We start from the raw sequence: 25068 nt of genomic DNA, 5'->3' as shown, positions 1-25068 counted from the left end.
TATCGCTGCGTCAGCTCAATACGCGTCGAGCACCGCGCCCTTGCTGGCGGTGGATGCGTTGAAGGCGAACTTGGCCTGCACGCCGCGGGTGTAGCGGGGCTTGGGGGCTGTCCAGGCGGCGCGGCGCTGGGCGATCACGGCGTCATCCACGTTGAGTTGCAACAGCAACTGGTGCGCGTCGATGGTGATGGAGTCGCCCTCTTCGATGAAGGCAATGGTGCCACCGACCGCCGCCTCGGGGGCCACGTGGCCCACCACCATGCCCCAGGTGCCGCCGGAGAAGCGGCCGTCGGTGATCAGGCCGACCGACTCGCCCAGGCCCTGGCCGACCAGCGCGCCGGTGGGGGCCAGCATTTCGGGCATGCCGGGGCCGCCTTTGGGGCCCAGGTAGCGCAGTACCATCACGTCGCCCGCCACAATTTGGTTGGCCAAAATGGCTTTCAGGGCCGACTGCTCGTCGTCAAACACGCGGGCCGGGCCGGTCATCACCGGGCGCTTCAGGCCGGTGATCTTGGCCACCGCTCCCTCGGGCGACAGGTTGCCTTTGAGGATGGCCAGGTGGCCCTGGGCGTACATGGGGTTGGTGATGGGGCGGATCACGTCCTGGTCGGCACGCGGCACGTCGGGGATGTCGGCCAGCACCTCGGCCACGGTCTGGCCGGTGATGGTGATGCAGTCGCCGTGCAGCAGGCCGGCGGCCAGCAGGGTCTTCATCACCTGCGGGATGCCGCCCGCGCGGTGCAGGTCCACGGCCAGGTACTTGCCGCTGGGCTTCAGGTCGCACAGCACCGGGGTTTTGACGCGCACGCGCTCGAAGTCGTCAATCGTCCATTCGACTTCGGCCGCGTGGGCGATGGCCAAGAAGTGCAGCACGGCATTGGTCGAGCCGCCGGTGGCCATGATCACGGCCACGGCGTTTTCGATGGACTTGCGGGTCACGATGTCGCGGGGCTTGAGGTCCTTTTTGATGGCCTCGACCAGCACACGGGCCGATTCCTGCGCCGAGTTCAGCTTCTCGTCGTGCGGATTTGCCATGGTGGACGAGTAGATCAGGCTGATGCCCAAAGCCTCGAACGCGCTGGACATGGTGTTGGCCGTGTACATGCCGCCGCAGGAGCCCGTGCCGGGGATGGCGCGGCGCTCGATCTGCAGCAGGTCTTCGTCGCTCATGCGGCCGGCGGCGTTTTCGCCCACGGCTTCGAACACGCTGACGATGTTCAGGTCTTTGCCCTTGTAGGTGCCGGGCAGGATGGTGCCGCCGTACACATAGATGGCGGGCACGTTGGCACGCAGCATGCCCATCAGGCCGCCGGGCATGTTCTTGTCGCAGCCGCCCACCACCAGCACGCCGTCCATCCACTGGCCTTGCACGCAGGTCTCAATACAGTCGCTGATGACTTCGCGGCTGACCAGGCTGTATTTCATGCCCTCGGTGCCCATGGCCATGCCGTCGGAAATGGTGGGCGTGCCGAACACCTGGGCGTTGCCGCCCGCCGCTTCAATCGCCGCGATGGCCGCGTCGGTGAGCTTTTGCAGGCCGCTGTTACAGGGGGTGATGGTGCTGTGGCCGTTGGCCACGCCGACCATGGGCTTCTTGAAATCCGCTTCTTCGTAGCCCATGGCGTAGTACATCGAGCGGTTGGGCGCGCGCGACTTGCCTTCGGTGATGTTCTTGGAGCGGGGGTTCAAAACGATGGGTTTGGTTTCCATGGGGGTCTCTTTGTGTCGTGGGGAAGCTATTTTGCAGGCTGCAGTATCCGCCACCCGAAAATACGAGTCCAATCTATTTTTAAGTGCGTATTAATATGTTGTGCATATGAATGACATTGAATTAAGACTGTGGAACCAGTTTGCCGTGCTGGCCGACGCGCTGCACTTTGGCCGCGCCGCCCAGCGCCTGCATATGACCCAGCCGCCGCTGACCCAGGCCATCGCCCTGCTGGAAAAGCGCCTGGCCGTGCGCCTGTTTGACCGCACCAAGCGCAGCGTGCAGCTCACCGCCACCGGGCGGGCGCTGCTGCCCGAGGTGCTGGACCTGCTGGCCCGGGCCCAGGCCTTGCCCGAGCACGCCCGGGCGGCGGCGGCGGGCGAGCTGGGCCGCCTGCGGCTGGCCTTTGTGTCCACGGTGGGGTTTGCGCTGCTGCCGCAGTGGGTGCGCGGCTTTCGCGCCCTGTACCCGCAGGTGCAGATGGAGCTGGTAGAGGCCACCGGCGATGTGCAGCTGGAAGCCTTTGCCCGGGGCGAGATGGACGCGGGCTTCATGTTGCACGCCCCGGGTTTCGCCCCGGTCGGGCTGGAGCGCCACACCGTGCACCAGGAGCCGTTGGTGCTGGCCGTGCCCGAGCAGCACGCCCTGGCCGCACTGCCCCGGCTGACGCTGGCCGCCGTGCTGGACGCACCGCTGGTGATCTTTCCGCGCCGCATCGTGCCGTCTCTGTATGACGCGATCTTTGCCGCCTACCACGCCGCCGGGCACCTGCCCACCGTGGCGCAGGAGGCTATCCAGATGCAGACCATCGTCAACCTGGTGTCTGCCGGGCTGGGCTGCGCCTGGGTGCCGCACAGCGTGACGCAGTTCCAGCGGCCGGGCGTGGTGTACCGCAGCATGGAGCCGGGCAAAAAGGGCAAAGGTGGCGTGGCTCTGCCAGGGTGCGAAACCAGCCTGGTGTGGTCGGCGGCCCAGCCCAGCCCGGCGCTGCAGCGCTTTATTGCTTTTGTAGCGCAGTAGCTCTATTTTTGATAGCTGCTAGTGTAGGTGGAATAATCGCTAGAGGCCTATTTTTTACTGAATCTAGAGCTTACCGCGAGGGCACTTTTCCAAAGCCCGGTAGGCGCAGCTGCAGGTGGTTCACATCGATGCCGAAGCCCAGCCCCAGCAGGTTCAGCTCCAGGCCTTCTTCCCGCGCCACCGTCACCCCTGCCAGCCCCAGCAGCGACACCTGCCAGCCCGTGCCACTGGGGGCATGGTCGATGAAGGTGCTGGCACCCAGATAGTCCTTGCCGATAGCCGTGGGCGGCAGGTCCAGGTGCAGCGCGGGCACGCGGCGGGCGACCCAGGCGACGAAGGTATTGCTGTTCGGGCCGGGCCAGAGTCGGTATTCGTGGCCCCAGGGATAGTCGGCCACCGCCGCCTCGATGGCATCGATCATGCCGTCTGCGTCCGCGCCACGGTGGTCTGCCAGCAGCTGTGGATAGGCCCCGTACCAGCGGGCATCGGGATGGCTGCTGCTGCCGGTGACCAGCGATTCCTCGCCGTTTTGGGCGCGCCAACCCACCACCTGGTAGGTGGTGTAGTGGTCTGCGCCCGGGCGCTTGACCGCGATCCACGGATGGATGGCAAAAGAGCCGCGCCAGCGCACGGTGCGCGCCCCAAACACCTGCACCACCGCGCGCCGCTCTACTGCCGGGTCGGGCGTTTGGCCGGTGCTGTCGCTGCGGGCTTGGTTCCAAGGGGTCTGCAAATCCAGCGTGCCCGAGGCCAGCACGCCCATGGGGCCGAGGAGCAAAAGCAGCACCAGGCCCAGCAGCCGCAGCGGCCAGCGCAGGCGGGTGCGGGTTGGGTGGGGGGAAGAGGTGTTGAGCGGTGTGCCGGAAGCCATGGCGGGAGTATGCCTTTGCGGGGATTCCCCAGGCGCATGGCGTGCTTTCGCCGGGCTATAGTCATGGTTCCGTGCGGCGGGCAAACAAATTTCGTCGCCACTCGCAACCTGGAGAAATGCCATGTCCAAGCTTCGCGTAGAAAGTTTCACCCTCTCTCTCGACGGCTTCGGCGCAGGTCCGAACCAGGACCTCGACAACCCGCTCGGCGTGGGCGGCACCGGGCTGCATGGCTGGGCGATGTCCACGCGCACGTTTCGCCAGCACGTGTTTGGTGGCGATGGCGGATCGACGGAAGGTGTCGACGAGGAGTTTGCCGCGCGGGGCTTTCAGAACATCGGGGCCTGGATTCTGGGCCGCAACATGTTCGGGCCGGTGCGCGGACCGTGGCCGGACGAGAGCTGGCGCGGATGGTGGGGCGATAACCCGGTCTACCACGTGCCGGTGTTCGTGCTGACCCACCACGCCCGCGCACCGTTGGTCATGGAAGGCGGCACCACCTTCCACTTCGTGACGCAAGGCATTGCGGTCGCACTGGAGCGTGCGCGAGAAGCAGCCGGAGGCAAGGATGTGCGTCTGGGTGGCGGTGTCAGCGTGATCCAACAGTACCTTCGCCAGCGCCTGATCGACGAGATGCACATCGCCATCTCCCCCGTCCTGCTCGGCTCTGGCGAGCGGCTCTTCGAAGGCGTGAACCTTCCCGCCTTGGGCTACGCCTGCACCCGGTGCGAGAGCTCACCACTGGCCACCCACGTGGTGTTGACCCGGCAGTGACCACGGGCATGCCCAACCTAAACACTTTTACGATATAAAAGTAGGTTCTCGCGCTTATTTCATATGCACAGGTAGCTATAAATTCAATAGTGAAGCTGCAGTGTGGCCCGTCAACCCACCGAATTGCCCGACCCCGCAATTTGCACCGTTTTGTTGTGGTCCCCGGTGACGGTGGCGGTTTGCTGGATGCCCAGTGCTGCAGCCTGTTTGCGGCCATCTTCCAGCCATTGCTGCAAAAAGTCCGCCAGCGCGGGCTCGGCCTCGATGGCTTTTTTGAGTTGCACGCGCAATGCCGCCTGGCTGTCGGTGTCCTGCGGCTGCTGGGCCACATCGTCCAGCGCGTCTTTGGCGCGGGTGCCGCTGAGCCGGGCTTTCAGGCGCTCCACCAGCAGGCCTGCCGTGCCTTTGGCGGCTTCTTCGGCCCCTTTTTCAAAGGCTTTGCCGACCAGGGGTGCAAGCAGGGCCACGGTGGCGCTGGCCAGGGTGCTTAGAACGGTAGGGTCGAGCATGGTTATTCCTGTGGTGGGTTGAAGTAGCGGTTCAGGGGCTCCAGTAAGTCGGCATCGAATTCTTCGCCCGCTGCGTCGTGCAGCCTGCAGTAATGGGCTAAAAGATATCCCATCGGTTGGTGGTGGACTTCTGGCTGTAGCAAAAACTCGGGGCGCAAGAGCGCTACCGCTTCGCGCGCGCTGGCCAGTGCCGCTGCTGCGCCCCACACTTGGCTGCTCGTGCGGGCTAAACCCATCAAGGCTCTGGCGAACAGGGGTGCCAGCACGGCACTCGGCATGGTGTCCATGCTGCGGTACAGATCGACCGCTTGCTGTGCGGATGCCAAGGCAGACGGGTGCTGGCCCATCGCGGTTTGTATGGTTGCGCGTGTTTCTAATGCATTGGCCAGATGGACTATGTGGACGTCGGGTAGCTGCTCTGCCAAGTCGCAGTACAGCTGGACAGACTGGTGGGCCAGCGTTAACGCCGTCTCGTCCTGGCCCAGCTTGCGTTGTATGAGGGCTAAATTGTTGAGCGATAAGGCGAGGTCTGGTGTAAACACATTTGGCCTTTGGGCAGCCAGGTTGCGGTTGATATGGACCGCTTGCTGCGCTGGCTGGAGTGCTTCTGCGTGTTGCAGGAGATTGCCGTGCGTGTTCGCCAGGTTATTGAGTGCTTTGGCTAAATCTGGCGAATAGATGTCTGGTCTTTGCGCTGCCAGTGTACGAAACCAATCCACAGACTCTTGCCCGGTTGCTAGCGCGGCTTGGTGCTGGTTCAAATCACTGTGCGCGTTGGACTGGCAGGTCAGTGCCATCGCCAGATCAGCGGTAAATACGTCCATTTGTTGTGCTTGCAGCGGGCGCAGCAGTGCTACGGCCGACTGCGCTGATTGCGCGGCTGATACGAGCTGCCCCAGATCACTCTGCCGGTTGGCCAGGTTACCCAGTGCTCTGGCTAAATCTGGCGTAAAGACACCGGGTTGCTGCTGCTCCAGGTGTTTGTATACGTCTACAGCCAGTTGCGCGGTTTGCGAGGCCTGTACATGCTGGCCCAAGGCGTTGTGCATGGTGGATGTATTGACAAAGGTTGCCGCCAGATCCGGCATAAATACGGTGGGCCATTGCTGCGCCAGGCTCGCAAACTTTGCCAATGCCCGCTGTGCAGTCTGCAGTGCCAGCAAGTGCTGACCGAGGGCCCTTTGCGCAAGAGCCAGGTTATTCAGGGCATAAGCATGGGCACCGGCGGTTTCTGCTGCAGGCTGGTCAGGACTTATCGCCAGAACCTGGTGCATCACTCGCAGATTGAGTTCTCGCAGGGCCATACTTTGGGTCGGTAGGCTCGTGGCGAGTGCGTTGAGGGCCAACTTATCGTTTTGTACCGCTTCGAAGATACCTGTAAGCCACCCTATCGGCCCTGTTGCCACCCCCGCAAAGTCCTGCACGCACCGGATCACCGTCTCCGCCACCCGATGGCCCGTGGCGGCGTAGCAACGCAGTACAGCCTCCCGACCTTCGTCACCCTGCAGCAACCGTACCACCATGGCTTCGCCCACCATATCGGGGATCACCGGGGCGATGCCTTGGGGGCCGGGCAGGGCTTGCTGCAGCAGCTTGAACAGGGCGGCGGGGGCATCGGGCTGGGTCCAACCGGTGGCTTGTTGTTCTGTGGCGGCGAAGGGCAGAAACGCGGCGCGTGCCAGGCCCTGGGCCAGTGTGGCGCAGACGGCCAGGTGCAGCACCAGGTCGGCTGTCAGGCCGTGGGCGCGGGCCAGTTTGGCGAGGCGGTCGATTTCCCCTTGGGCCACCAAGTCGGCTAGGTCGGTGCGGCCCAGCGCCAGAGCGCCATGGCCTTGGCTAACCATGGCCATGGCGGCTAGCATTAAAAACAGCGGATCGCCGCCCCAACTGAGCTGCATCAGCTGCTGGCCGAACGCCGGGTCGTGCAGTGGCAGCGCGACAGGTGGGGCGGGGCTGGCGAGGGCCAGCATGTCCTGCAGCAAGGCGACGCGGTGCGCTGGCGTGGCCAGCGGGCGAATCGGTACGGGCGCGGCGGGGTCCAGCAAGGCCAGCTTGCCCAGGGCGCGCCAGCCGCCGCCAAACACGCTGGCCCACCAGCCAGAGGCCGGGTCGGCGCTGCGTTCCAGCAGCAGAATGCGCAAGGGGTGCGGAGTTGCCGCGGTGCGGTCGGCCAGTTCGTCCAGCCATGGGCCCAGTGCCTCGGCTTTGGCGGCAGCGTAGTCCATCACCACCAGAGTGGGCTTTTGCCAGCCCCAGGCGCTGAGGTTTTGGGCTTGGAGGAAGCGGTCGGCCTCGGTGCTGGTGGCGAAGCCGGCGTTCCAGCCCTCGGTCTGCATCTGGTCGCAGAGTTCCAGCGCCAGCCGGGTCTTGCCGCTGCCACCGCTGCCGACCATGGCGCGTACGCTGATGGGTTTGGGGGTGGACAAAAAAGCGCGCAGGCTGGCCAGTTCGTCGTCGCGGCCCAGCAGGCGGGTGGAGCGGGAGTAGGGCGACAGGGCGTTCAGCGGGTGGCTCGGCGAATGGGAGGCGCGGCGCTGGCTGTCAAACCGCGTGAGCGTCAGGAAGGCGCGGCCCAGCACCACTGTGTTGTGGTCGCCTGTAATCTGCACCACGGTATTGCCATCGCCTGTGACGTGTGCGGTGTGCGGCATGGGCTCCTTTGGAAGAGTTGGCACATCGTATGCGCAGTGCGCTCCGTAAACGTAAACCATGGCCAAATTTGCCGCCAACCTCTCGTTGCTGTATCCCGAATTCCCGTTCATGGACCGCTTCCAGGCATGCGCCGAAGACGGGTTCAAAGGTGTCGAGGCCCCGCAGCTCGCGCGGGCCACGGGCTGCAAGCGCATCCACGTGCAAATTGCAGGCGTGCCCGACCGGCAGGAGCCCAACCGGGGCGAGTTGCACTATCCGTATTTGCTGCGGTCGCTGTAATTGCTGGACGATCTGGGCTACACCCGCTGGGTGGGTTGCGGGTACCGGCCACGGGCGGGTACCCGCGAAGAACTGGTTTGGCTGAAGGCACAATACCGCCCATGCTGATCCACCCTGTAATCAATCCCATCGCCCTGCAAATCGGGCCCCTCGCGGTCCACTGGTACGGCCTGACCTATCTGGCCGCATTTGCGCTATTCATGTTCCTGGGCATCCGCCGCTTGCGGCATCCGCCGTTTGTCCACATCACCGGGCCGGGGGCTTGGGTGTCCAAAGACGTGGAGGATATTTTGTTCCTGGGCGTGATGGGCGTGGTGCTGGGCGGGCGCCTGGGCTACTGCCTGTTTTACAAGCCCGGCTACTACCTCAGCCATCCGCTGGAGGTGTTCTATGTGTGGCAAGGCGGCATGTCTTTCCACGGCGGGTTGCTGGGCGTGATTGCGTCCATGGTGTGGTTTGCCTACTCGCGCAAAAAGCCGTTTTGGCAAGTGGCCGACTTTGTGGCGCCCTGCGTGCCCACCGGTTTGGCGGCGGGTCGGGTCGGTAACTTCATCAACGGCGAACTCTGGGGACGGCTGAGTGCACCCGATCTGCCCTGGGGCATGGTGTTCCGCGACGGCGGCCCGCTGCCGCGCCACCCATCGCAGGTCTACCAGTTCCTGATGGAAGGTTTGCTGCTGTACGTGTTGCTGTGGCTGTATGCGCGCAAAGAGCGTGCGCCGGGCCAGGTGGCGGCGGCATTCCTGTTTGGCTACGGCGTGTTCCGCTTTATTGCCGAGTTCTTCCGCGAGCCCGATGCCTTCCTGGGCCTGCTGTCGCTGGGCATGAGCATGGGCCAATGGCTGTGCGTGCCGATGATCCTGGGCGGTGCGCTGATGTGGTGGTGGGCGGGCAAAGTCGCCACGCCGCAGTTAAAGACAAAATTTAAGTAAAAATGACCTTTAGCGTATGTTCTACCTACGCTAGTAGCTATGAAATAGATAGTATTTGACTTGTAAGGACCACGGCATGCCCGAGCGCAACAACAACCTGTTTACGGCGCTGCGGGCCGGTTTCCCGTCCGATCTGGATGCCGTGGCCATAGAGACCGACAGCGGCCTGTTGTACTCCTGGCGCGACCTGGACCGCAGCACGGCCATGCTGGCCAATCTCCTGGCCTCATTGGGCCTGCCAGCCGGGGCCCGCATTGCCGTGCAGGTGGACAAATCGGTGGAGGCGATGGTCTTGTACCTGGCCACCTTGCGCGCGGGCTATGTGTTTTTGCCGCTCAACACCGCCTACCAGGCCGATGAAATCCGCTACTTCATTGGCAATGCCGAGCCTGCTGTGGTGGTTTGCAGTGCCCCCAACTTTGGCTGGGTCAGCAAGATCGCTTTCATGGCGGGCACCGAATACGTCTTTACCTTGAATAGCGACCGCACCGGCTCCCTGCTGGACCGTGCCGCCCACCACAGCGACCAGCACACTGTGGCGCACCAACAGGCCGACGACCTGGCCGCCATTCTGTACACCAGCGGCACCACCGGGCGTAGCAAGGGCGCGATGCTGTCGCACGGCAATCTGCTGAGCAACGCCGCCACGCTGAAGGACTACTGGGGCTGGCAGCCGAGCGATGTGCTGATCCATGTCTTGCCCATCTTCCACGTGCATGGCCTGTTTGTAGCCCTCCACGGTGCGCTGCTCAATGGCAGCAAGATGCTGTGGAGCGCCAAGTTTGATGCACGCAAAGTGGTGGAATGGCTGCCCCGGGCCACGGTGTTCATGGGCGTGCCCACGCTGTACGTGCGCCTGCTGCAGGAGCCGGGGCTCACGCCCGAGGCGGCGCGCAATATGCGTTTGTTCATCGCCGGGTCGGCCCCGCTGCTGATCGACACCTTCAAAGAATGGCAAACGCGAACCGGCCACACCATTTTGGAACGCTACGGCATGAGCGAAACCGCCATGCTGACCTCCAACCCCTACCGTGCCGACGACGGCGAGCGGCGCGGCGGCACCGTGGGTTTCCCACTGCCTGGCGTGCAGTTGCGCGTGGTGGACGGTGCGAACCAGCCGCTGCCCACGGGCGAGATCGGCGGCATCCAGGTGCGTGGGCCGAACGTGTTCCAGGGCTACTGGCGCATGCCCGAGAAGACGGCCGAAGAGTTCACGGTCGATGGCTTCTTCAAAACCGGCGACGTGGGCCAGATCGATGCACGGGGCTATGTGCACATCGTGGGCCGCAGCAAAGACCTGATCATCAGTGGCGGCTACAACGTTTATCCCGCCGAGGTCGAGGCCGCCATCAATGAACTGCCCGGCGTGGCCGAGAGTGCGGTGGTGGGCGTGCCGCATGCCGACTTTGGCGAAGTGGGCGTGGCCGTAGTCATTGCGCAGGCGGGGGCGGTAATCGACCCGGTGCAGATTTTGGCGGCACTGAAGGCCCGCATGGCCAACTTCAAAGTACCCAAACACTGCTTTGTAGTGGCCGAGTTGCCACGCAACGCGATGGGCAAAGTGCAAAAAAACAGCTTGCGCGCAATCTATGGAACCCCCCCAGGTTGAGTCAACCCCCTCGCTGGGGGCGATCCAGTGGCCCGTCAAAACCGGTTCCAAGGTCTCCCTGACTGTGGCCGGTTTAGCTGTTCTTGGTGTATGCCTGGCAGCGCGCGCACAATATACAAAATGTGACGATTTGATTTAAGTTTGCGGGTGCTTTGACGATATTCTGATTACACCGGGTTATAACTACGGGTACTTTTCATTGTTCTATGTACTGTTTTGTTATTTTCATAGGCCAAAAGTAAATGCCTTTACTGTGAACTATTTCACGCTTAGTAACAAAATGTCACCCGCTGGCGGCATAATCAAAAAATGCATTTTTTAGCTGTATACGACTGAACCATGGGAGAAACATCCTCTCGGTGGATAGACGTTGCCCAACTGCGGCGTGGACTCTTCATACAGCTGGACCTGGGCTGGATGGACCATCCTTTTCCCAAGGGCAGCTTCAAAATCACCTCGGACGACCAGATCAAGACGATTCTGTCCTTGGGCGTGAGCCAGGTGCGGTACTTTCCGGACCAAAGCGATGCGCCTCCCGACAGCTCTCCTGCGCCATTGGCCGAGCCCGAAGGCTTGCCCCACCGGGTTTCTAGCCCCAGCGCGCCAGACCCTGAAAGCGCTCCCCAGCCTGCCTTGAGCGAAGCCGAAATGCTGCGTTTGCAGCGCCGTGACCGGCTGGCAGCCCAGCGGCGCAGCCTGGCGGTGTGCGAACGCCGGTTTGGCGAAGCCACCCAACAGTACCGGCGGGTCGTAGAGCAAGCCAGCAGCCGGGCGGGGCAGATGCGCGAAGAAAGCACGGCCCTGGTGGCCGGGTGTGTCGACGACATCCTGGCCGAAGGCGAGTCGGCCATCCGCCTGTTGTCCGAGGCCATGGGCGAGCGCAGCGCGGTGCACCCGGTCAATGTGATGGTCGTGTCGCTGCTGCTGGGCAAGGCCCTGGGGCTGCCGGCCGCTGCGCTCACCGACCTGGGCTTGGCGGCGTTGCTGCACGACTTGGGCAAGGTCCAGATGGCCGAGCGTATGCGCTACCAGGATCCAGGGTTTTCGGCCTCCGAGCAGTTGGTCTACCAGGAGCATGTGGAGCACAGCCTGGTGATGGGGCGGCGCATGGGTTTGTCGGAAGACGTTTTGCGGTCGATTGCCCAGCACCACGAACTGGCCGACGGCAGTGGTTTCCCCTCGGGTCTGGTGGGGGCCAACCTGTCGGCCAGCGGCAAAATTCTGGCGCTGGTGAACCGCTACGACAACCTGTGCAACCCGCCCCGGCTGGTCAATGCCATGACCCCGCACGAGGCTTTGTCGCTGATTTTTGCCCAGATGAAAGCGCGCTTTGATACCGCCACATTGGGCGCGTTCATCCGCATGATGGGCGTGTACCCGCCGGGCTCGGTGGTGCAGTTGCTCAACGATGGCTACGCAATGGTGGTGTCGGTTAATTCGACCCGGCCCCTGAAGCCCTACGTGATCGTGTTCGATGCCAGCGTGCCGCGCGACGAGGCTTTGATGGTGGACCTGGAGCACGCGCCCGAGCTGGGCATTAGGCGCAGCCTCAAACCTTCGCAACTGCCGCGCGTGGTGCAAGACTATTTATCGCCCCGACAGCGGGTGTCGTATTTCTTTGAGCGGGTGGTCGGCAGCGACCGGCCTGGTGCCTAGGGTGAACACCGGTGTGCTGGGGGCATTGATCGATAGCCTGCCCGATGCCGTGTGGATTGTTGCGCCGAGCGACTGCCGAATTGTGATGGTCAACGCTGCAGCCGCCCAGTTACTGGGCCTGCCGCGCGATGCGATGCTGGGCCAGTTGGTCACCGACTTCAGCCCGGTCCCCGAAGACCTGTATTTTTGGGCCGACGTGGCAGCAGGCCATGCCCCCCAGGAGCAACGCATCCATTCCGAAAGCCTGGTCTTGCATGCCGATGGCCGCAGCCTGCTGGTGGATCGCCGCGTCAGCCCGCTGGCCTTGGGCGACGATGCGTTGGTGTACGTGGTGGCCCTGCGCGACCTGGGCCCGCTGCGCAGGATGGAAGACCGTCTGGAGCTGGTGCTGGCCGAAATGCAGGCCACACTGGAGTCCACGGTAGACGGCATTCTGGTGTGCAGCCTGGACGGCGTGGTGACGGTGCGCAACCGCCAGTTTGCCGAGCTGTGGGACCTGCCCGAAGCCCTGCTGGACCCGCACAACGATGCCGCGTTGTACGCCCATATGGCCCGGGTGGTGGTAAATATTGCAGCCTACCAGCGGCGCATGGACTTGATTGTCAACACGCCGCTGTACCAGGGCACCGACATGCTGCTGCTGCGCAGCGGGCGAATTCTGAAGCGTGTGACGCGGCCACAGATCAGCCTGGGGCGGTCGATTGGCCGGGTGTATTCGTTTCGCGACATCACCGAGCGCGTCGAGTCCGAGGCGCAATTGCAGCTGGCGGGCAAGGTGTTCGAGTCCAGCCTGGATGCGGTTTTTATTGCCGATGCGCAGCACCAGATTGTGGCGGTCAACCCCAGCTGCGAGCGCTTGAGCCGCTCCAGCCAGGCGCAGTTCATGGGGCAGTTGGCCCCCACCTTGTTCCAGGACACCAGCGGCGGCGAGCTGTTCAACAGCGTCCAGCGCGGCTGGCACCGCGAAGGCCATTGGGATGGTGAGGCCCTGCACCAACGCGGGGATGGCAGCACCTGTGTGGTGCATCTGTCGTGGGTGGCCTTGCGCGATGCCCAGGGCGTGGTGACGCAAAGCATTGGTTTCTTCAAAGACCTGACCGAAAAGAAAGCCAGCTTCGAGCGCATCGAGCAGCTGGCCTATTCCGATGTGCTGACCGGCCTGCCGAACCGTCTGATGCTGTCGCAGCGGGTGGACTTTGCATTGCGCTTGGCCGAGCGGGACGGGGGCGAGTTCGCCGTTCTGTTTCTCGATCTGGACCGGTTCAAAAATATCAACGATTCGCTGGGCCATTTGTTTGGCGACCGTGTACTGGTCGAGGTGGGGCAGCGCATGCTGCGTTGCCTGCGCCAGGTAGACACCTTGTGCCGCCTGGGCGGTGACGAATTTGTGATGTACCTGCACCAGGCCGATGCCGAGGGGGCCAAGATGGTGGCCCAGCGCGTACTGGAAAGCCTGGCCCAGCCTTTCCATATGGATGGGGTGGATTTTTCGATGGGTTGTAGTATTGGCGTGGCCATGTACCCGGTGGATGGACAAACGCTGGACGACATGATCAAGTCGGCCGACACGGCCATGAACCGCGTCAAGGAACGCGGCCGCGGCAATTTCCGCTTCTACCAGCCGCAGATGAACGTGGCCTTGCTATCGCGCATGAAGATGGAGCACAGCCTGCGCCAGGCCATGGAGGCCGGGCATTTTCGGCTGCACTACCAGCCGCAGGTCAGCCTGACCACCGGTGCGGTGCTGGGCGTGGAGGCGTTGATCCGCTGGCAGGACCCCGAGCGGGGTTCGGTGTCGCCCGGCCAGTTCATCCCGGTGGCCGAAGAGTCGGGCTACATCATCACCATCGGCACCTGGGTGCTCAACGAGGCGGTGCGGCAGGCGGCTGTGTGGCAACGTCAAGGCTATGACCGCAGGGTGTCGGTCAACGTGTCGGCCCTGCAGTTCCAGCAAAGCGATTTTGTGGAACGCGTGGCCAGTGCCTTGGCCGATTCCGGGCTGGCCCCGGCCCTGCTGGAGCTGGAGTTGACCGAATCCATCCTGGTGCAAGACGCAGACGAGGCCCTGGCCCGGCTGCGGGCGCTGGCGGGGCTGGGGGTATTTTTGTCGATCGACGATTTTGGTACCGGCTATTCCAGCTTGGCGTATTTGAAGAAATTCCCCATTCACAAGCTGAAAATCGACCGCTCTTTCATCAGCGGCCTGCCCGATGACGAGAGCGACCAGGCCATCGTCAGCGCCATCATCCAGATGGGCCGGGCACTCAAGCTCACGGTGATTGCCGAGGGCGTGGAAACCGTCGCCCAGCGCGACCTGTTGCAGCGCCTGCTGTGCGACCAGTACCAGGGGTTTTTGTGTGCACCCGGCGTGCCCAGCGAGGATCTGGACCGGGTGATCGCCGACGCCATGGAGCGGATGGCAGCCTAAGAGCGGGTTCTAGCGTGTTTTGCGACGCAGCAGCCAGGTAAGCAGCAGCAACAGCAACAACAACACCAAACCAACCCCCATGCCGATGCGCGCCAGTAGCACCAGTGCGCTGGCTTCTCCGCCGCTGCGCAAGGTGCTGACCTGTTCCGCCGTGACGTGGGCTGCCGGGTTGCCGAAATGCTGCAGCAGGTAGTTGCCCAAGGTGGCGATTTGCGTGTCTGACAGGTCCTTGGCAAATGCCGGCATCAGCACATTGGGCCCACCACTTTGGCGTTGCACGCCTTCCAAAATTGCGGACACCAGATTGTTGGCGTTGGCATGGCCGAGTGCCGTGTTGTGGAACAGGGATGGCAGCCGCGCGCCGTTGAAAGCCAGGCCCACGCCTTCGCCGCTGGCCTGGTGGCAAGACGCGCAGTGTGCGTCGTACAGCTGGGCACCGGCCCATTGGTTGGCATCGGCGGGCAGATCGACCCCGCGCACCTCCACAAACCCGGCGGTCGGCTGGCCCCAGCGGTAGGCGGCCTGGGTATCGGCCGGGTTGTGTACCGGGGCGGTGGACTTCAAATACACCGCCATGGCGTTCACATCGGCTTCGCTCAGGTGGCGAAAGCTGTTGTCGATGGCCTCGGCCATAGGGCCAGCCGCCTGGGCTTTGCCCTCGGCATGCCCGGTACGCAGGTAGGCCACCAGTTCGGCCTGGCTCCAGCCGCCAATGCCGCTGAGCGCATCGCTGCTAATGTTGGGCGCATACCAGCTGGCCAGCACGTCACCGCCCAGGCTTTTCGACAGGTCTTCGGCCATCAGCAGATTGCGCGGCGTGTGGCAGGTGCTGCAATGCGCCAGGCCCAGGGCCAGGTAGGCGCCCCGGTTCCATTCGGCGCTTTGCTTGGCATCTGGTGCAAACGGCTTGTCATCGAGGAATAGCAGGTTCCAGGCCGCCATCGACAAACGGATATTGAACGGAAACGGCAAGGCCGTAGGTGGCGGCGCTGCATCCACCGCTTGCACACCCTCGTGGAAATAGGCGTAGAGCGCCGCCACATCCGCGTCATTCACCTTGGCATACGCGGTGTACGGCATGGCCGGGTAAAGATGCGCACCGTCTGCCCGCACGCCGTGGCGCAGCGCAGCGCCAAACTGGGCCAGCGTGTAGCTGCCGATGCCATGCGTGGTGCTGGGTGTGATGTTGGTCGAGACGATCTTGCCCAACGGCGTGGTGATCTCCAGCCCACCCGCAAACGGTTTGCCGCCCGGGGCGCTGTGGCAGGCGATGCAGTCACCGGCGGTGGCCAGGTACTGGCCGCGGGTGACGAGTTCGGTAGTGTCCGCATGGGCGGCTACCGAGAACACGCTGAGACAAGCCGCAACCAAGGCGCATAAATGGGTTTTGAGCATGGGCATCTTCAAGCGTTGGCGTGGATGTGTTCGGCCGAGCGCAGCGCAATGGCCACGGCGGTCAGGGTCGAATTGACAGTGGCTGCCGTCGGCATCACGCCGGTGCTGGCGATGTAGAGGTTGGGGTGGTCGTGCGCGCGGCCAAAGCCGTCCACCACCGAGTTTTTGGCGTCTGCGCCCATGCTCACCGTGCCGGTGATGTGCTGGTTGTTGCCATAAATACCGTCGGGCGTATGGCGCAGGTTGGTGCCGCTCATCATGGTGGCAATGCGGATGTATTGCGCTTTAGCCGCCGCCATGCCCTTGTGCACGTAGTCGCTCATGGCGTAGTGCACCTGCGGGCGGGGGATGCCGAGCGCGTCTTTCTTGTCGCTCAGCACCACCTTGTTGTCGGGGTTGGGTAAGATTTCCAGCACGTTCTTCAGGCTGACCTCGTGTGCCGCGTAGAAGCGGATCTGGCGCTCTAGCTCCGGGCCGTACACCCCTTTGGCGATCAAATTCCGGGTGATGGATTCCACCCGGGACGAATTGGAGATGTCGATGCGAAAGGCTGCGGATTCGGACCTAAACGCCCCGTCGCGCAGCCCGTTGATGGACGCCGGGCTCATCGGGCCGCGGCCAGGCCACAGTTCTTCTTCGGCATCGAAGGTCAGGCCGTTGCTGGGGTGGTCCATCAGGTTCTGGCCGACGCTGCCCGAGCTATTGGCCAGGCCATTTTTGAATTTTTCGCTGCTGGAGAGCAGCAAGAGCTTGGGGCTTTCGATGCCGTTGGCGGCCAGGATGAAGGTCTTGCCGGTGACGCGGTGCGTGCCCTTGTCTGGGTCGTAGTAATGCACGGCGACGATGCGGTCTTGCGCGTCGTGTTCAATGCGGTAGACCACGGCGTTCTCGACCAGTTTGGCACCGGCTTTTTCCGCCGCGTCCACCGCCAGGCCGCCATGGTACTGCGCATCGATCGGGCAGATCGGCATGCAGTTGTTGTTGCCGCAGCAGGCCGGGCGGCCGTCGTAGTTGATGCTGTTGCGTGCCGTGGTGTTGGTGATCACGTCCAGCCCGCTGCCCGCCAGCCGTTCGCGAAAGCGCTGCTCCAGAAACGACTCGGCCACCGGCTGCATGGGGAACGGCTTGGCGCGTGGCGAGCCGTTGTTGGGCGCGCCGGACACGCCCATTTTTACCTCGGCTTCCTGGTAGAACGGTTCCAGGTCCTCGTAAGCAATCGGCCAATCGCGGCCCACGCCTTACAGGCTGTGGATGCGCAGGTCGTTGGGCAGCACGCGCCAGGCCTGTGCCGCCCAGTGCCAGGTGGTGCCACCCACGATGCGGATGTACTCGGCCTTGTAGGGGTACGGTCCGGCCTGCACCAGGTAGTCGTTGTCCATCGGCTGGTACACCGGGTGTGGCGACCAGGCAGAAAAAGGGTAGGGCGACATGAAGTCGCTTTTGCGTGGCGAGTTGCGAAAGTTGGCGACCAGGCGGTCGCGGCCCACGCGGGGGCCGGATTCCAGGATCAGCACCGAAGCGCCTTGCAAAGCCAGGCGTTGGGCAACCAGCGCGCCGACGATGCCCGAGCCGATGACGACAACATCGGCCGAAAGTGGTTCATTCATGGGGTATTTTTTGATGGTTTTAGGGGATGGCGAGCGGGTTGCGGCTCCAACTGCCGTACGGGCCGTAGGCATAGCTGGGCGGCTTGAGGCGGTCGGCCACGGCCAGGCTCATCAAACTGGCTTCGTAGGTAACGCAGCGCGCCGCCACACCACTGCCCACCACGCCCACATACCAGGCGGTGAGGATGCTGGCGGGCAGAGTAGCAAAGCGGGCTTTTTCTGTGTCCAGCGCGGCTTGCAACGTGGCCAGATCGGGATTTTTTTGCGCGATAAACGCCGCCAGCAAGGCCAGTTGCGTGTCGAAAGTGCCATCCTGGGCTAGCAGTGCGGTGTGCAGGCGCTCGGCCTGCGCCATGTCGAGTGTGGAGCGACCGGTGAGCCACTGTGATACCTTGACAAAGGCCTCGGGCATCGGCGTGGTGTCGGTTTTGCTGTCGCCAGTGGCCCAGGCAGTGGGCAGGTTAAAGATAGAAAAACTGTAGCTGGCCAGCAAACCGGTCAGCAGCAAACGGCGCGGCACAGGGGATGCAGTGGGGTCCATTGTGGTCTTTTTTTGAATGTACTGGTTCGTTTATAAGCGCAACCAGGCACACCACGCGCAAAGCGCCGTAGCTTTACCCCGTGACTACAAGTTGTTACCCGCGTCTACGGCACCGCCCGGTGGGGTGTTGGCTGAATGGGTGGGAAGTGTGGATGTCGAGGCCGAGTGGCTCGAAGAAGAAATTAGGTGTCTGCGGAAGCCACCGGACCGGCATCCTGAACCGGGGTTCAGGTGGGCTAGGTCACCCTGGAGTTGGGTTCATCTAACGCGAGATGATCACGCTCCCCAGGGGATATTCCAGGCCCGGGCTCATGGAGCATTGGTTCAAGGAAATATAAAGCCCGGCATGCACCGCAGACGCTTTGATTCTAGGCTAAATCAGGTGGCCGTCGTCGCCTAAAGCCAAGTCGAGTTGCCCAATCAACGTGGTCAGCACCGGGTCGTCGTCGTTGGCGGCCTCGGACTGCACGGGCGCAGGGCGCACGGGCGCTCGGGCCCGGTCGGTCAGGTCGAAGGCCAAATTCAGGGCGGCCAGCACGGCGATGCGGTCGCGGGCCTTGATCTTGCCGCCGTCGCGGATGGCGCACATGGCGGTATCGACCATCTTCACGGCCTCCAGCAGGCGCGCTTCGCCGCCCTCCGGGCAGCCCAGCAAATAGCTTTGGCCGAGGATCTGCACGTCGAGCTGCTTCATTCTGCGTCCTTGCGGGGGGCGGGGCGGATGGCGGGCGGGTTGCCGATCTGGGGCAAGCGCTCCAGCAGTGCGTCGATGCGGGCGCGGGCTGCGCCGAGGCGGGATTTGAGCGAATCGCGTTCATAGGCCAGCCCGGCGACCTGTTCGGTCAGCAACTGGTTGGCGCGCTGCAATTTGCGGTAACGCACCAGCAGGCGCTCGGTACGTTCTGCAACTTGTTCAATTTGGGTGGGGGTGGCCATAAGCTTGCACATTCTAGTGGGGCGCGATTCAACCGTAAAATCAGTGGGTTGGTGCTCGCGACGTGGTTCACATGCCGCAGTTCAACGGGAAGCAGGAGGAGGTGTTGGAACATATTTACCACCTTTAAGCCTGCGCTGCCCCCGCAACGGTAAAGCGGATGAGCCCCATGCTCATCTTTCACCACCCAGTCACTGGATGCGCACGCATCTGGGAAGACGGTGAAAGTTCTCCGCCAGCCCGGATACCGGCCAACAAGGTGGTGGTGCGTCTTTTTTAATTTCAAAAAATCGCATTGCCTTGATGCCCAAGCCCTGGCGGGGACGCCGGTGCGGGCCTATTGCTGATTGATTGCCTTCCATGAAAACTGTTTTCGCCTCTGCACGCTTGGCCGTGCTGCCCTTGGCCTTGGCCGCCGCATTGCCGTCTTGGGCCCAGACACAGCTCAAAGAGGTGGTGGTCACCGCGACCCGTTTCGCCGAACCTGCCGCCCCGCTGCCGTTTGGCGTAAGCGTTATCACCGCAGAGGAAATCCAGGCCTCGGGTGCCAGTACGGTGAACGAAGCCGTGATGAAGCTGCTGGGCGTAGTAGGCCGTTTGGACATCTCGGGCGGCAACAACTACAGCCTGGACCTGCGCGGCTTTGGTGTCACAGCCGACAGCAACCAGGTGGTGATCGTGGACGGCCTGCGCCTGAACGAGGCCGATATGGCGACCGCCGGGCTGGCCTCCATCCCGATCGAATCCGTCGCCCGCATTGAAATTCTGCGCGGCACCGGTGCGGTCCTGTACGGCGAGGGGGCTACCGGCGGTGTGATTGTGGTCACCACCAAGGCGGCCATGGGCGTGCAACGGGTCAGTTCGGCCGAGGTGTACGCCGCCGTGGGCAGCCATAATTTGAAGGACCTGCGGGCCAATGCCGTAATCGCCTCCGGCGGGTTTTCGCTGGACGTGGCGGCCGACGACCGCCGCAGCGACGGCCACCGCGACAACTTCGTCTCCAGCACGCAAGCCCTGGCGGTGACGGGGCAGTGGCGCAACGAATGGCTGCGCCTGGGCGCGCGCGCGGGCCGCAACGACCAAGACAGCGGTTTGCCAGGCGCATTGACGGCAGCGCAGTACGCCGCCAACCTCCGCCAGGCCCAATCGTTAACCGACTTCGGCTCGTTCAAGAAAGACAATGCCGGTGTGTTTGCCGAGGCCACCGTGGGCGACTGGCAACTGGCTGCCGATGCCAACCAACGGACGAAAAAATACACCAGCGTGGTCTACGGCAGCCCGTACGGCTACGACGTGGACGCGTCCAACTACAGCGTGCGCGCCCGCAATGCGCGCAAAGTAGGGGCATCGGACAACGTTTTCGTCATCGGTATGGACAAGGGAGCGTGGGAACGCACCACCACCCAATCCAGCTTCACTCCGGTCGGCACGGTGGCCACCGCCCGCAGCACGGCGCTGTATGCCAAAGACGACTTCACGCTGGCGGCCACGGGCACCCGTTTCAGTATCGGCTGGCGTACCGAAGAAATGAAAAAGGCCGAGGCTGCGTCGGCATCGACCCTGAAAGAACGCCAAAACGCCTGGAATCTGGGGCTGAGCCAGCCGGTGGCAGCCGATGTGACCGTTTACGCCCGGGTGGGCCGCAGCTTCCGCCTGGCGAACGTCGACGAGTTTTCTTTCACCAACCCCAACGTGTCGCTGCAGGCCCAAACCTCGCGCGACATGGAGCTGGGTGCGCGCTGGACGCTGGAGCAAAGCCAGGTGGATGTGCGCGTGTACCGCAGCAAGCTCCAGCACGAAATTGGCTACGACCCGTCGGGCCAGGGCCCTTACGGCCCCTTCGGTGCCAATGTCAACTTTGACCCGACCCAGCGCCAGGGGCTGGAGCTGGAGTCGCGCCACGCCCTCAGCGCCGCCTGGGACTTGCGCCTGAATGCCGCCTTGCGCAAAGCCACCTTCACCGAAGGTGCCTACGCTGGTAAAAACCTGGCCTTGGTGCCGAAGAAAACCCTGGCGGTGCGCACCGATTGGCGGCCCGCGCCCGGCCACACCCTGGATGCAGGCGTGAACTGGGTGGCCTCGCAAAACCCCGACTTTGCCAATGCCTGCACCATGCCCAGCTACACCACGGTGGATGTGCGCTACGCCTACCGCTTCGGTGCCGCCGAGCTGGCCTTGGGCGTGGCCAATGCCACCGGCCACAAGTACTACACCCAGGCCTACGGCTGCACTGCGGGCGAGACCCAGTCGATCTACCCCGAAGCAGGCCGTGCCGTGACGGCCTCGCTGCGCTACAAGTTCTAGGCCGGTATGACCCGCAGCGAACTCATCCTCGGTGGCCAAAAAAGCGGCAAGTCCCGCCGCGCCGAGCAGCTGGCTGCGGCGTGGCTGGCCGATCCAGGCCACCGCGCCGTGTTCATCGCCACCGCCCAGCCCTGGGACGCGGAGATGGTGGAGCGCATCGCCCGCCACCAGCGCGACCGGGCCGAGCGCGTGCCGGGCATAGTGACGGTGGAAGAGCCGCTGTTGCTGGCCGAGGCTATTCGCCAGCACAGCCACCCCGACACGCTGGTGGTGGTGGACTGTTTGACGTTGTGGCTGACCAACTTGCTCATGCCTGCAGAATTTAAAGAAAATCAGCCTCTAGCGCATATTCCGCATACGCCAGTAGCTATATTTTTGGAAGCAATTGGCGCTGCGCCCGGCCCGCTGGTGCTGGTGGGCAACGAGATCGGCCTGGGCGTGATCCCCCTGGGCCGCGAGGTGCGGGCCTTTGTGGATGCGCTGGGCAGCCTGAACCAGCAGGTGGCGCAGCGCTGCCAGCGGGTGACGTTGATGGCGGCGGGTTTGCCGTTGACCTTGAAGGATGCAGCATGAGGTTTTGGGCATTGCTGCTGTGTCTGGCATCGTCGGCCCACGCCCTGCAGGTCACTGACGACCGCGGCACCACCGTGCAGTTCGCCCAGACCCCGCAGCGCATCGTCAGCCTGCTGCCCTCGCTGACCGAAAGCGTCTGTGCGCTGGAGCAGTGCGCGCGCCTGGTGGGGGTAGACCGCTATTCCAACTTTCCGGCCAGCGTGCGCGCCTTGCCCCAGGTGGGGGGAGGGCTGGACCCGAACATCGAGGCCATCGTGGCCCTGCACCCCGACGTGGTGCTGCTGGCCACCGCCTCCCGCGCCAGCGCCCGGCTGGAGGCGCTGGGCCTGAAGGTAGTGGCGCTGGAGCCCAAAACCTATGCCGACGTGCAGCGCGTGCTGGGCACGCTGGGGCAATTGTTGGCGGTCAACGATGCCGCCCGCATCTGGCGCGGCATCGATGCCGGTGTGTCGGCAGCAGCCCAGTCGCTGCCCGCGCGGGTCAAAGCCACCCGGGTCTACTTCGAGGTGAACGCCGCACCGTACGCCGCTGGCACCACGTCCTTCATCGGCGAGACACTGACGCGGCTGGGCGTGCAGAACGTGGTCCCCGCCGCGCTGGGCCCGTTCCCCAAGCTGAACCCCGAGTTCGTGGTGCGCGCCAACCCCGACCTGATCATGGTCGGCGACCGCAACAGCATAGGCCTGGCGCAGCGCCCGGGCTGGGGTGGCATCCGCGCCATCCGCGAGCAGCGGGTGTGCAGCTTCAAGCCTGAGCAGTCTGACGTGCTGGTGCGCCCCGGCCCGCGCATGGCCGAGGCCGCGCGGGCTATGGCTGCGTGCCTGCTGGAGAAGGCTCCGTGAAGTCCCACCCCGGTGCGCTCGCTCTGGTTTTGCTGCTGCTGGCGTTCGCCTTGCTGCTGGTCGGCACCAGCATCGGCAGCACCGGTTTCGACAGCGTGCTGCCCGCCCGCCACGACCCCATCGCCCTGCAAATCGTCTGGGACATCCGCCTGCCGCGCACCTTGGGGGCCTGGGTGGCCGGGGCCTTGCTGGGGCTGGCGGGCGCGGTGGCGCAGGGCCTGTTCCGCAACCCGCTGGCCGACCCGTATTTGCTGGGCAGCGCCTCGGGGGCGTCGCTGGCCATGGCTTTGGCGCTGGCCGTGCTGGGCGTGTCGCCCTTTGCCACCGCCTGGCTGGTGCGCGTGGGGCTGACGGGTGCGGCCTTTGCCGGGGCCGTGTGCGGCGTGCTGCTGACGCTGGCGCTGGCCCGGGGCGTGCAGCACACCCTGCGCCTGCTGCTGGCGGGCGTGATCGTGGGCGTGGTGCTGGGCGCGGGCAAGGACCTGGTCACGCTGGCCATCCCCGACATCCTCAGCGCCCTACAGGGCTTCAACCTGGGCAGCACCGGTTTTGTGGGCTGGACCGCCTGCCTGCTGATGCTGGCCGTGTGGGCCGTGTGTACCACCGTGGCCTGGCTGCTCGGCTCGGTGCTGGACGGGCTGACCCTGGGCGAAGCCACAGCTGCCAGCCTGGGCCTGCCGCTGCCGCGCATGCGCGCCGCGCTGATCTTGGTGCTGGCGCTGGCCACCGGCACCGCCGTGGCGCAGACCGGCATGATCGCCTTTGTAGGCTTGGCCGCGCCGCACGTGGCCCGCTCGCTGGTGCGCACCACGCACAGCCGCTTGATGCTGCTGGCCAGCCTGACCGGCGGCGTGCTGCTGCTGGCCGCCGACATCCTGGCCCGCTGGCTCACCGCCCCGCAGGAACTACCGGTGGGCGTGCTCACGGCGGTACTGGGCGGCAGCTACCTGCTGTGGCGCATGCACAAGCGCACGGGCGGTGTGCTATGAAGAATGTAGCTATCCACGCTGAATCCATAAGCGCCAGCCTGTCAAAAGTACCTGTATTGCAGGGTGTCAGCGTCGATATCCAAGCGGGCTGCTGGACCGGCATCGTCGGCCCCAACGGCGCGGGCAAATCCACGTTGCTCAAGGTGCTGGCGGGCCTGCTGCCGTTCACTGGCACGGTGACGCTGCTGGGCCAGAATATGGCCAGCATGCCCGCCCGCCAGCGCGCCCAAACCCTGGCCTGGCTGGGGCAGGGGGAGGCTAGCGCCGACGACCTCAGCGTCTGGGATGTGGCGCTCTTGGGCCGCATTCCGCACCGCCCCTGGCTGGCGGCACCCAGCGCCCAGGACCTGGCCGCCGTGGAACAGGCCCTGCGCGCCACCCAGGCCTGGGATTGGCGCGCCCGCAGCTTGGGCCAGCTCTCGGGCGGCGAACGCCAGCGTGTGCTGCTGGCCCGCGCCCTGGCCGTGCAGGCCCCGGTGCTGCTGATGGACGAACCCCTGGCCAATCTGGACCCTCCGCACCAGACCGATTGGCTGCTGCTGGTGCGCGAGCTGGTGGCCCGTGGCCACACCGTGGTCAGCGTGCTGCACGAGCTGTCGATCGCGCTGCAGGCCGACGACCTGCTAGTGCTGGCCCAAGGCCGCGTGTGCCACGCCGGTGCCTGCGCCGATGCCGCCACCCACCGGGCAGTAGAGCAGGTCTTTGATGACCGAATCACCATCCAGCGCTTGTCCCAGCAGTGGGTTGCGCTACCAAAACTAGAGCGGGGTGGCGGCTGATGGTCGACAACGCCTTCAGCGCCCCCGAGCGCGCTGCCGTCTACCGTGCCATTTTCGAGCGCCGCGACATGCGGCATTTCAGCGGCGGCAGCGTGGCCCCCGAGCTGCTGCAACGCCTGTTGCTGGCGGCCCACCACGGCCCCAGCGTGGGCTTCATGCAGCCCTGGCGCTTTATCCGCATCACCCAGGCGACCCTGCGCCAGCAACTGCACGCCCTGGTAGAGGCCGAGCGCCTGCTGACCGCCCAGGCACTGGGCGAGCGTGCAGACGACTTCATGCGGCTCAAAGTGCAAGGCCTGCTGGATGCGGCCGAGGTGCTGGCCGTGGTGCTGCCCAATGGCCGGGAGCAGCACATTTTTGGCCGCCGCACCCTGCCGCAGATGGACCTGGCCTCCAGCGCTTGCGCCATCCAGAACCTGTGGCTGGCCGCCCGCGCCGAGGGGCTGGGCATGGGCTGGGTGTCGCTGTTTGATCCGCTGGCCCTGGCCGATGCGCTGGGCCTGCCCGAGGGGGCCGAACCCATCGCCTTGCTGTGCCTGGGGCCGGTCGAACAGTTCTACGACCAGCCCATGCTGCAGCAGCAAAACTGGGCCCGGCGCGAGGCCCTGGCCGGGCTGGTGTTTGACGATGCCTGGGGCCAGGCCTCCAGCTTGTTCGGGGCCTGACAA

The 25068-nt window shown here is 64.4% G+C and carries 20 protein-coding genes, 2 pseudogenes and 1 riboswitch; of the genes and pseudogenes, 13 read left to right on the top strand and 9 right to left on the bottom strand.

Annotated features, from left to right (window positions below; genetic code table 11):
• Nucleotides 1-15: 15 nt before the first annotated feature.
• Nucleotides 16-1710: a dihydroxy-acid dehydratase gene (gene ilvD / locus Q0T48_RS19545; protein ID WP_295959970.1), complete on the bottom strand. Its 1695-nt coding sequence runs from the start codon at nucleotides 1708-1710 to the stop codon at nucleotides 16-18.
• A 106-nt stretch (nucleotides 1711-1816) separates the two neighbouring features.
• On the opposite strand from ilvD, the gene Q0T48_RS19540 reads away from it, so the two are divergent.
• A complete protein-coding gene (locus Q0T48_RS19540) occupies nucleotides 1817-2728 on the top strand; it encodes a LysR family transcriptional regulator (protein WP_295959968.1) in 912 nt (303 codons plus the stop codon).
• Nucleotides 2729-2798: 70 nt separating this feature from the next.
• Here the strand turns inward: Q0T48_RS19540 and Q0T48_RS19535 are convergent, their stop codons facing one another.
• A complete protein-coding gene (locus Q0T48_RS19535) occupies nucleotides 2799-3599 on the bottom strand; it encodes a DUF3750 domain-containing protein (protein ID WP_295959965.1) in 801 nt (266 codons plus the stop codon).
• Between the two features lie 121 nt (nucleotides 3600-3720).
• On the opposite strand from Q0T48_RS19535, the gene Q0T48_RS19530 reads away from it, so the two are divergent.
• Nucleotides 3721-4371 carry a dihydrofolate reductase family protein gene (locus tag Q0T48_RS19530; RefSeq protein WP_295959964.1) on the top strand — a complete coding sequence of 217 codons (651 nt, stop codon included), beginning with the start codon at nucleotides 3721-3723 and terminating at the stop codon, nucleotides 4369-4371.
• 110 nt (nucleotides 4372-4481) lie between these two features.
• Here Q0T48_RS19530 and Q0T48_RS19525 read toward each other — a convergent pair whose 3' ends face one another.
• A complete protein-coding gene (locus Q0T48_RS19525) occupies nucleotides 4482-4880 on the bottom strand; it encodes a hypothetical protein (protein ID WP_295959961.1) in 399 nt (132 codons plus the stop codon).
• Nucleotides 4881-4882: 2 nt separating this feature from the next.
• The gene (locus Q0T48_RS19520) at nucleotides 4883-7531 is read right to left on the bottom strand and encodes a tetratricopeptide repeat protein (RefSeq protein ID WP_295959958.1); all 2649 of its coding nucleotides are present in this window, start codon (nucleotides 7529-7531) and stop codon (nucleotides 4883-4885) included.
• 196 nt (nucleotides 7532-7727) lie between these two features.
• Between Q0T48_RS19520 and Q0T48_RS19515 the strand changes: the two are divergent.
• From Q0T48_RS19515 to Q0T48_RS19495, 5 genes and pseudogenes are all read left to right on the top strand, one after another.
• Nucleotides 7728-7919: pseudogene (locus tag Q0T48_RS19515) on the top strand (hydroxypyruvate isomerase); the annotation flags it as partial.
• Nucleotides 7913-8743 carry a prolipoprotein diacylglyceryl transferase gene (lgt, locus tag Q0T48_RS19510; RefSeq protein WP_295959955.1) on the top strand — a complete coding sequence of 277 codons (831 nt, stop codon included), beginning with the start codon at nucleotides 7913-7915 and terminating at the stop codon, nucleotides 8741-8743. The pseudogene Q0T48_RS19515 and the gene lgt, both read left to right, overlap by 7 nt.
• A 76-nt stretch (nucleotides 8744-8819) precedes the next feature.
• Nucleotides 8820-10352 carry a malonyl-CoA synthase gene (locus tag Q0T48_RS19505; RefSeq protein ID WP_295959952.1) on the top strand — a complete coding sequence of 511 codons (1533 nt, stop codon included), beginning with the start codon at nucleotides 8820-8822 and terminating at the stop codon, nucleotides 10350-10352.
• Nucleotides 10353-10691: 339 nt separating this feature from the next.
• Nucleotides 10692-12008, top strand: coding sequence for an HD domain-containing phosphohydrolase (locus tag Q0T48_RS19500; protein ID WP_295959949.1), 1317 nt, complete (start codon nucleotides 10692-10694; stop codon nucleotides 12006-12008).
• Between the two features lies 1 nt (nucleotide 12009).
• Complete coding sequence (locus Q0T48_RS19495; protein WP_295959946.1) at nucleotides 12010-14436, top strand: EAL domain-containing protein; 2427 nt, start codon at nucleotides 12010-12012, stop codon at nucleotides 14434-14436.
• A 9-nt stretch (nucleotides 14437-14445) separates the two neighbouring features.
• Here the strand turns inward: Q0T48_RS19495 and Q0T48_RS19490 are convergent, their stop codons facing one another.
• The 5 genes and pseudogenes from Q0T48_RS19490 to Q0T48_RS19470 all read right to left on the bottom strand — a co-directional run bounded on the left by Q0T48_RS19490 (nucleotide 14446) and on the right by Q0T48_RS19470 (nucleotide 18915).
• Nucleotides 14446-15831, bottom strand: a complete 1386-nt coding sequence (locus tag Q0T48_RS19490) for a cytochrome c (RefSeq protein ID WP_295959943.1) — start codon at nucleotides 15829-15831, stop codon at nucleotides 14446-14448.
• Between the two features lie 8 nt (nucleotides 15832-15839).
• Nucleotides 15840-17438: pseudogene (locus tag Q0T48_RS19485) on the bottom strand (GMC family oxidoreductase).
• Nucleotides 17439-17457: 19 nt separating this feature from the next.
• A complete protein-coding gene (locus Q0T48_RS19480; RefSeq protein ID WP_295959939.1) occupies nucleotides 17458-17979 on the bottom strand; it encodes a sugar dehydrogenase complex small subunit in 522 nt (173 codons plus the stop codon).
• A gap of 373 nt (nucleotides 17980-18352) precedes the next feature.
• Nucleotides 18353-18673: a cell division protein ZapA gene (locus Q0T48_RS19475; protein ID WP_295959936.1), complete on the bottom strand. Its 321-nt coding sequence runs from the start codon at nucleotides 18671-18673 to the stop codon at nucleotides 18353-18355.
• Nucleotides 18670-18915, bottom strand: coding sequence for a DUF904 domain-containing protein (locus tag Q0T48_RS19470; RefSeq protein WP_295959933.1), 246 nt, complete (start codon nucleotides 18913-18915; stop codon nucleotides 18670-18672). The genes Q0T48_RS19475 and Q0T48_RS19470 overlap by 4 nt, the downstream gene beginning before the upstream one ends.
• A gap of 32 nt (nucleotides 18916-18947) precedes the next feature.
• Nucleotides 18948-19184, top strand: a riboswitch (cobalamin riboswitch).
• Between the two features lie 89 nt (nucleotides 19185-19273).
• Between Q0T48_RS19470 and Q0T48_RS19465 the strand changes: the two genes are divergently transcribed.
• The 6 genes from Q0T48_RS19465 to bluB are packed head-to-tail and all read left to right on the top strand — an operon-like array spanning nucleotide 19274 to nucleotide 25065.
• On the top strand, nucleotides 19274-21217 hold the full coding sequence (locus Q0T48_RS19465; protein ID WP_295959930.1) for a TonB-dependent receptor: 1944 nt from the start codon (nucleotides 19274-19276) through the stop codon (nucleotides 21215-21217).
• A 6-nt stretch (nucleotides 21218-21223) separates the two neighbouring features.
• Nucleotides 21224-21790 carry a bifunctional adenosylcobinamide kinase/adenosylcobinamide-phosphate guanylyltransferase gene (locus Q0T48_RS19460; protein WP_295959926.1) on the top strand — a complete coding sequence of 189 codons (567 nt, stop codon included), beginning with the start codon at nucleotides 21224-21226 and terminating at the stop codon, nucleotides 21788-21790.
• Complete coding sequence (locus Q0T48_RS19455) at nucleotides 21787-22632, top strand: ABC transporter substrate-binding protein (protein ID WP_295959923.1); 846 nt, start codon at nucleotides 21787-21789, stop codon at nucleotides 22630-22632. The genes Q0T48_RS19460 and Q0T48_RS19455 overlap by 4 nt, the downstream gene beginning before the upstream one ends.
• The gene (locus tag Q0T48_RS19450) at nucleotides 22629-23621 is read left to right on the top strand and encodes an iron ABC transporter permease (protein WP_295959920.1); all 993 of its coding nucleotides are present in this window, start codon (nucleotides 22629-22631) and stop codon (nucleotides 23619-23621) included. The genes Q0T48_RS19455 and Q0T48_RS19450 overlap by 4 nt, the downstream gene beginning before the upstream one ends.
• On the top strand, nucleotides 23618-24400 hold the full coding sequence (locus tag Q0T48_RS19445) for an ABC transporter ATP-binding protein (protein WP_295959918.1): 783 nt from the start codon (nucleotides 23618-23620) through the stop codon (nucleotides 24398-24400). The genes Q0T48_RS19450 and Q0T48_RS19445 overlap by 4 nt, the downstream gene beginning before the upstream one ends.
• The gene (gene bluB, locus Q0T48_RS19440) at nucleotides 24400-25065 is read left to right on the top strand and encodes a 5,6-dimethylbenzimidazole synthase (protein WP_295959916.1); all 666 of its coding nucleotides are present in this window, start codon (nucleotides 24400-24402) and stop codon (nucleotides 25063-25065) included. Before Q0T48_RS19445 ends, bluB begins: the two co-directional genes overlap by 1 nt.
• Nucleotides 25066-25068: the final 3 nt, after the last annotated feature.

This window comes from Rhodoferax sp. (assembly GCF_025354435.1).
Taxonomy (GTDB): Bacteria; Pseudomonadota; Gammaproteobacteria; order Burkholderiales; family Burkholderiaceae_C; genus Rhodoferax_B.
This window is presented reverse-complemented; position numbering and strand designations above follow the sequence as displayed.

What these genes read in the sequence shown, in the direction of transcription:
- ilvD (WP_295959970.1), bottom strand. Translation starts at nt 1,710, where the DNA reads ATGGAAACCAAACCCATCGTTTTGAACCCCCGCTCCAAGAACATCACC.
- Q0T48_RS19540 (WP_295959968.1), top strand. Translation starts at nt 1,817, where the DNA reads ATGAATGACATTGAATTAAGACTGTGGAACCAGTTTGCCGTGCTGGCC.
- Q0T48_RS19535 (WP_295959965.1), bottom strand. Translation starts at nt 3,599, where the DNA reads ATGGCTTCCGGCACACCGCTCAACACCTCTTCCCCCCACCCAACCCGC.
- Q0T48_RS19530 (WP_295959964.1), top strand. Translation starts at nt 3,721, where the DNA reads ATGTCCAAGCTTCGCGTAGAAAGTTTCACCCTCTCTCTCGACGGCTTC.
- Q0T48_RS19525 (WP_295959961.1), bottom strand. Translation starts at nt 4,880, where the DNA reads ATGCTCGACCCTACCGTTCTAAGCACCCTGGCCAGCGCCACCGTGGCC.
- Q0T48_RS19520 (WP_295959958.1), bottom strand. Translation starts at nt 7,531, where the DNA reads ATGCCGCACACCGCACACGTCACAGGCGATGGCAATACCGTGGTGCAG.
- lgt (WP_295959955.1), top strand. Translation starts at nt 7,913, where the DNA reads ATGCTGATCCACCCTGTAATCAATCCCATCGCCCTGCAAATCGGGCCC.
- Q0T48_RS19505 (WP_295959952.1), top strand. Translation starts at nt 8,820, where the DNA reads ATGCCCGAGCGCAACAACAACCTGTTTACGGCGCTGCGGGCCGGTTTC.
- Q0T48_RS19500 (WP_295959949.1), top strand. Translation starts at nt 10,692, where the DNA reads ATGGGAGAAACATCCTCTCGGTGGATAGACGTTGCCCAACTGCGGCGT.
- Q0T48_RS19490 (WP_295959943.1), bottom strand. Translation starts at nt 15,831, where the DNA reads ATGCTCAAAACCCATTTATGCGCCTTGGTTGCGGCTTGTCTCAGCGTG.
- Q0T48_RS19480 (WP_295959939.1), bottom strand. Translation starts at nt 17,979, where the DNA reads ATGGACCCCACTGCATCCCCTGTGCCGCGCCGTTTGCTGCTGACCGGT.
- Q0T48_RS19475 (WP_295959936.1), bottom strand. Translation starts at nt 18,673, where the DNA reads ATGAAGCAGCTCGACGTGCAGATCCTCGGCCAAAGCTATTTGCTGGGC.
- Q0T48_RS19470 (WP_295959933.1), bottom strand. Translation starts at nt 18,915, where the DNA reads ATGGCCACCCCCACCCAAATTGAACAAGTTGCAGAACGTACCGAGCGC.
- Q0T48_RS19465 (WP_295959930.1), top strand. Translation starts at nt 19,274, where the DNA reads ATGAAAACTGTTTTCGCCTCTGCACGCTTGGCCGTGCTGCCCTTGGCC.
- Q0T48_RS19460 (WP_295959926.1), top strand. Translation starts at nt 21,224, where the DNA reads ATGACCCGCAGCGAACTCATCCTCGGTGGCCAAAAAAGCGGCAAGTCC.
- Q0T48_RS19455 (WP_295959923.1), top strand. Translation starts at nt 21,787, where the DNA reads ATGAGGTTTTGGGCATTGCTGCTGTGTCTGGCATCGTCGGCCCACGCC.
- Q0T48_RS19445 (WP_295959918.1), top strand. Translation starts at nt 23,618, where the DNA reads ATGAAGAATGTAGCTATCCACGCTGAATCCATAAGCGCCAGCCTGTCA.
- bluB (WP_295959916.1), top strand. Translation starts at nt 24,400, where the DNA reads ATGGTCGACAACGCCTTCAGCGCCCCCGAGCGCGCTGCCGTCTACCGT.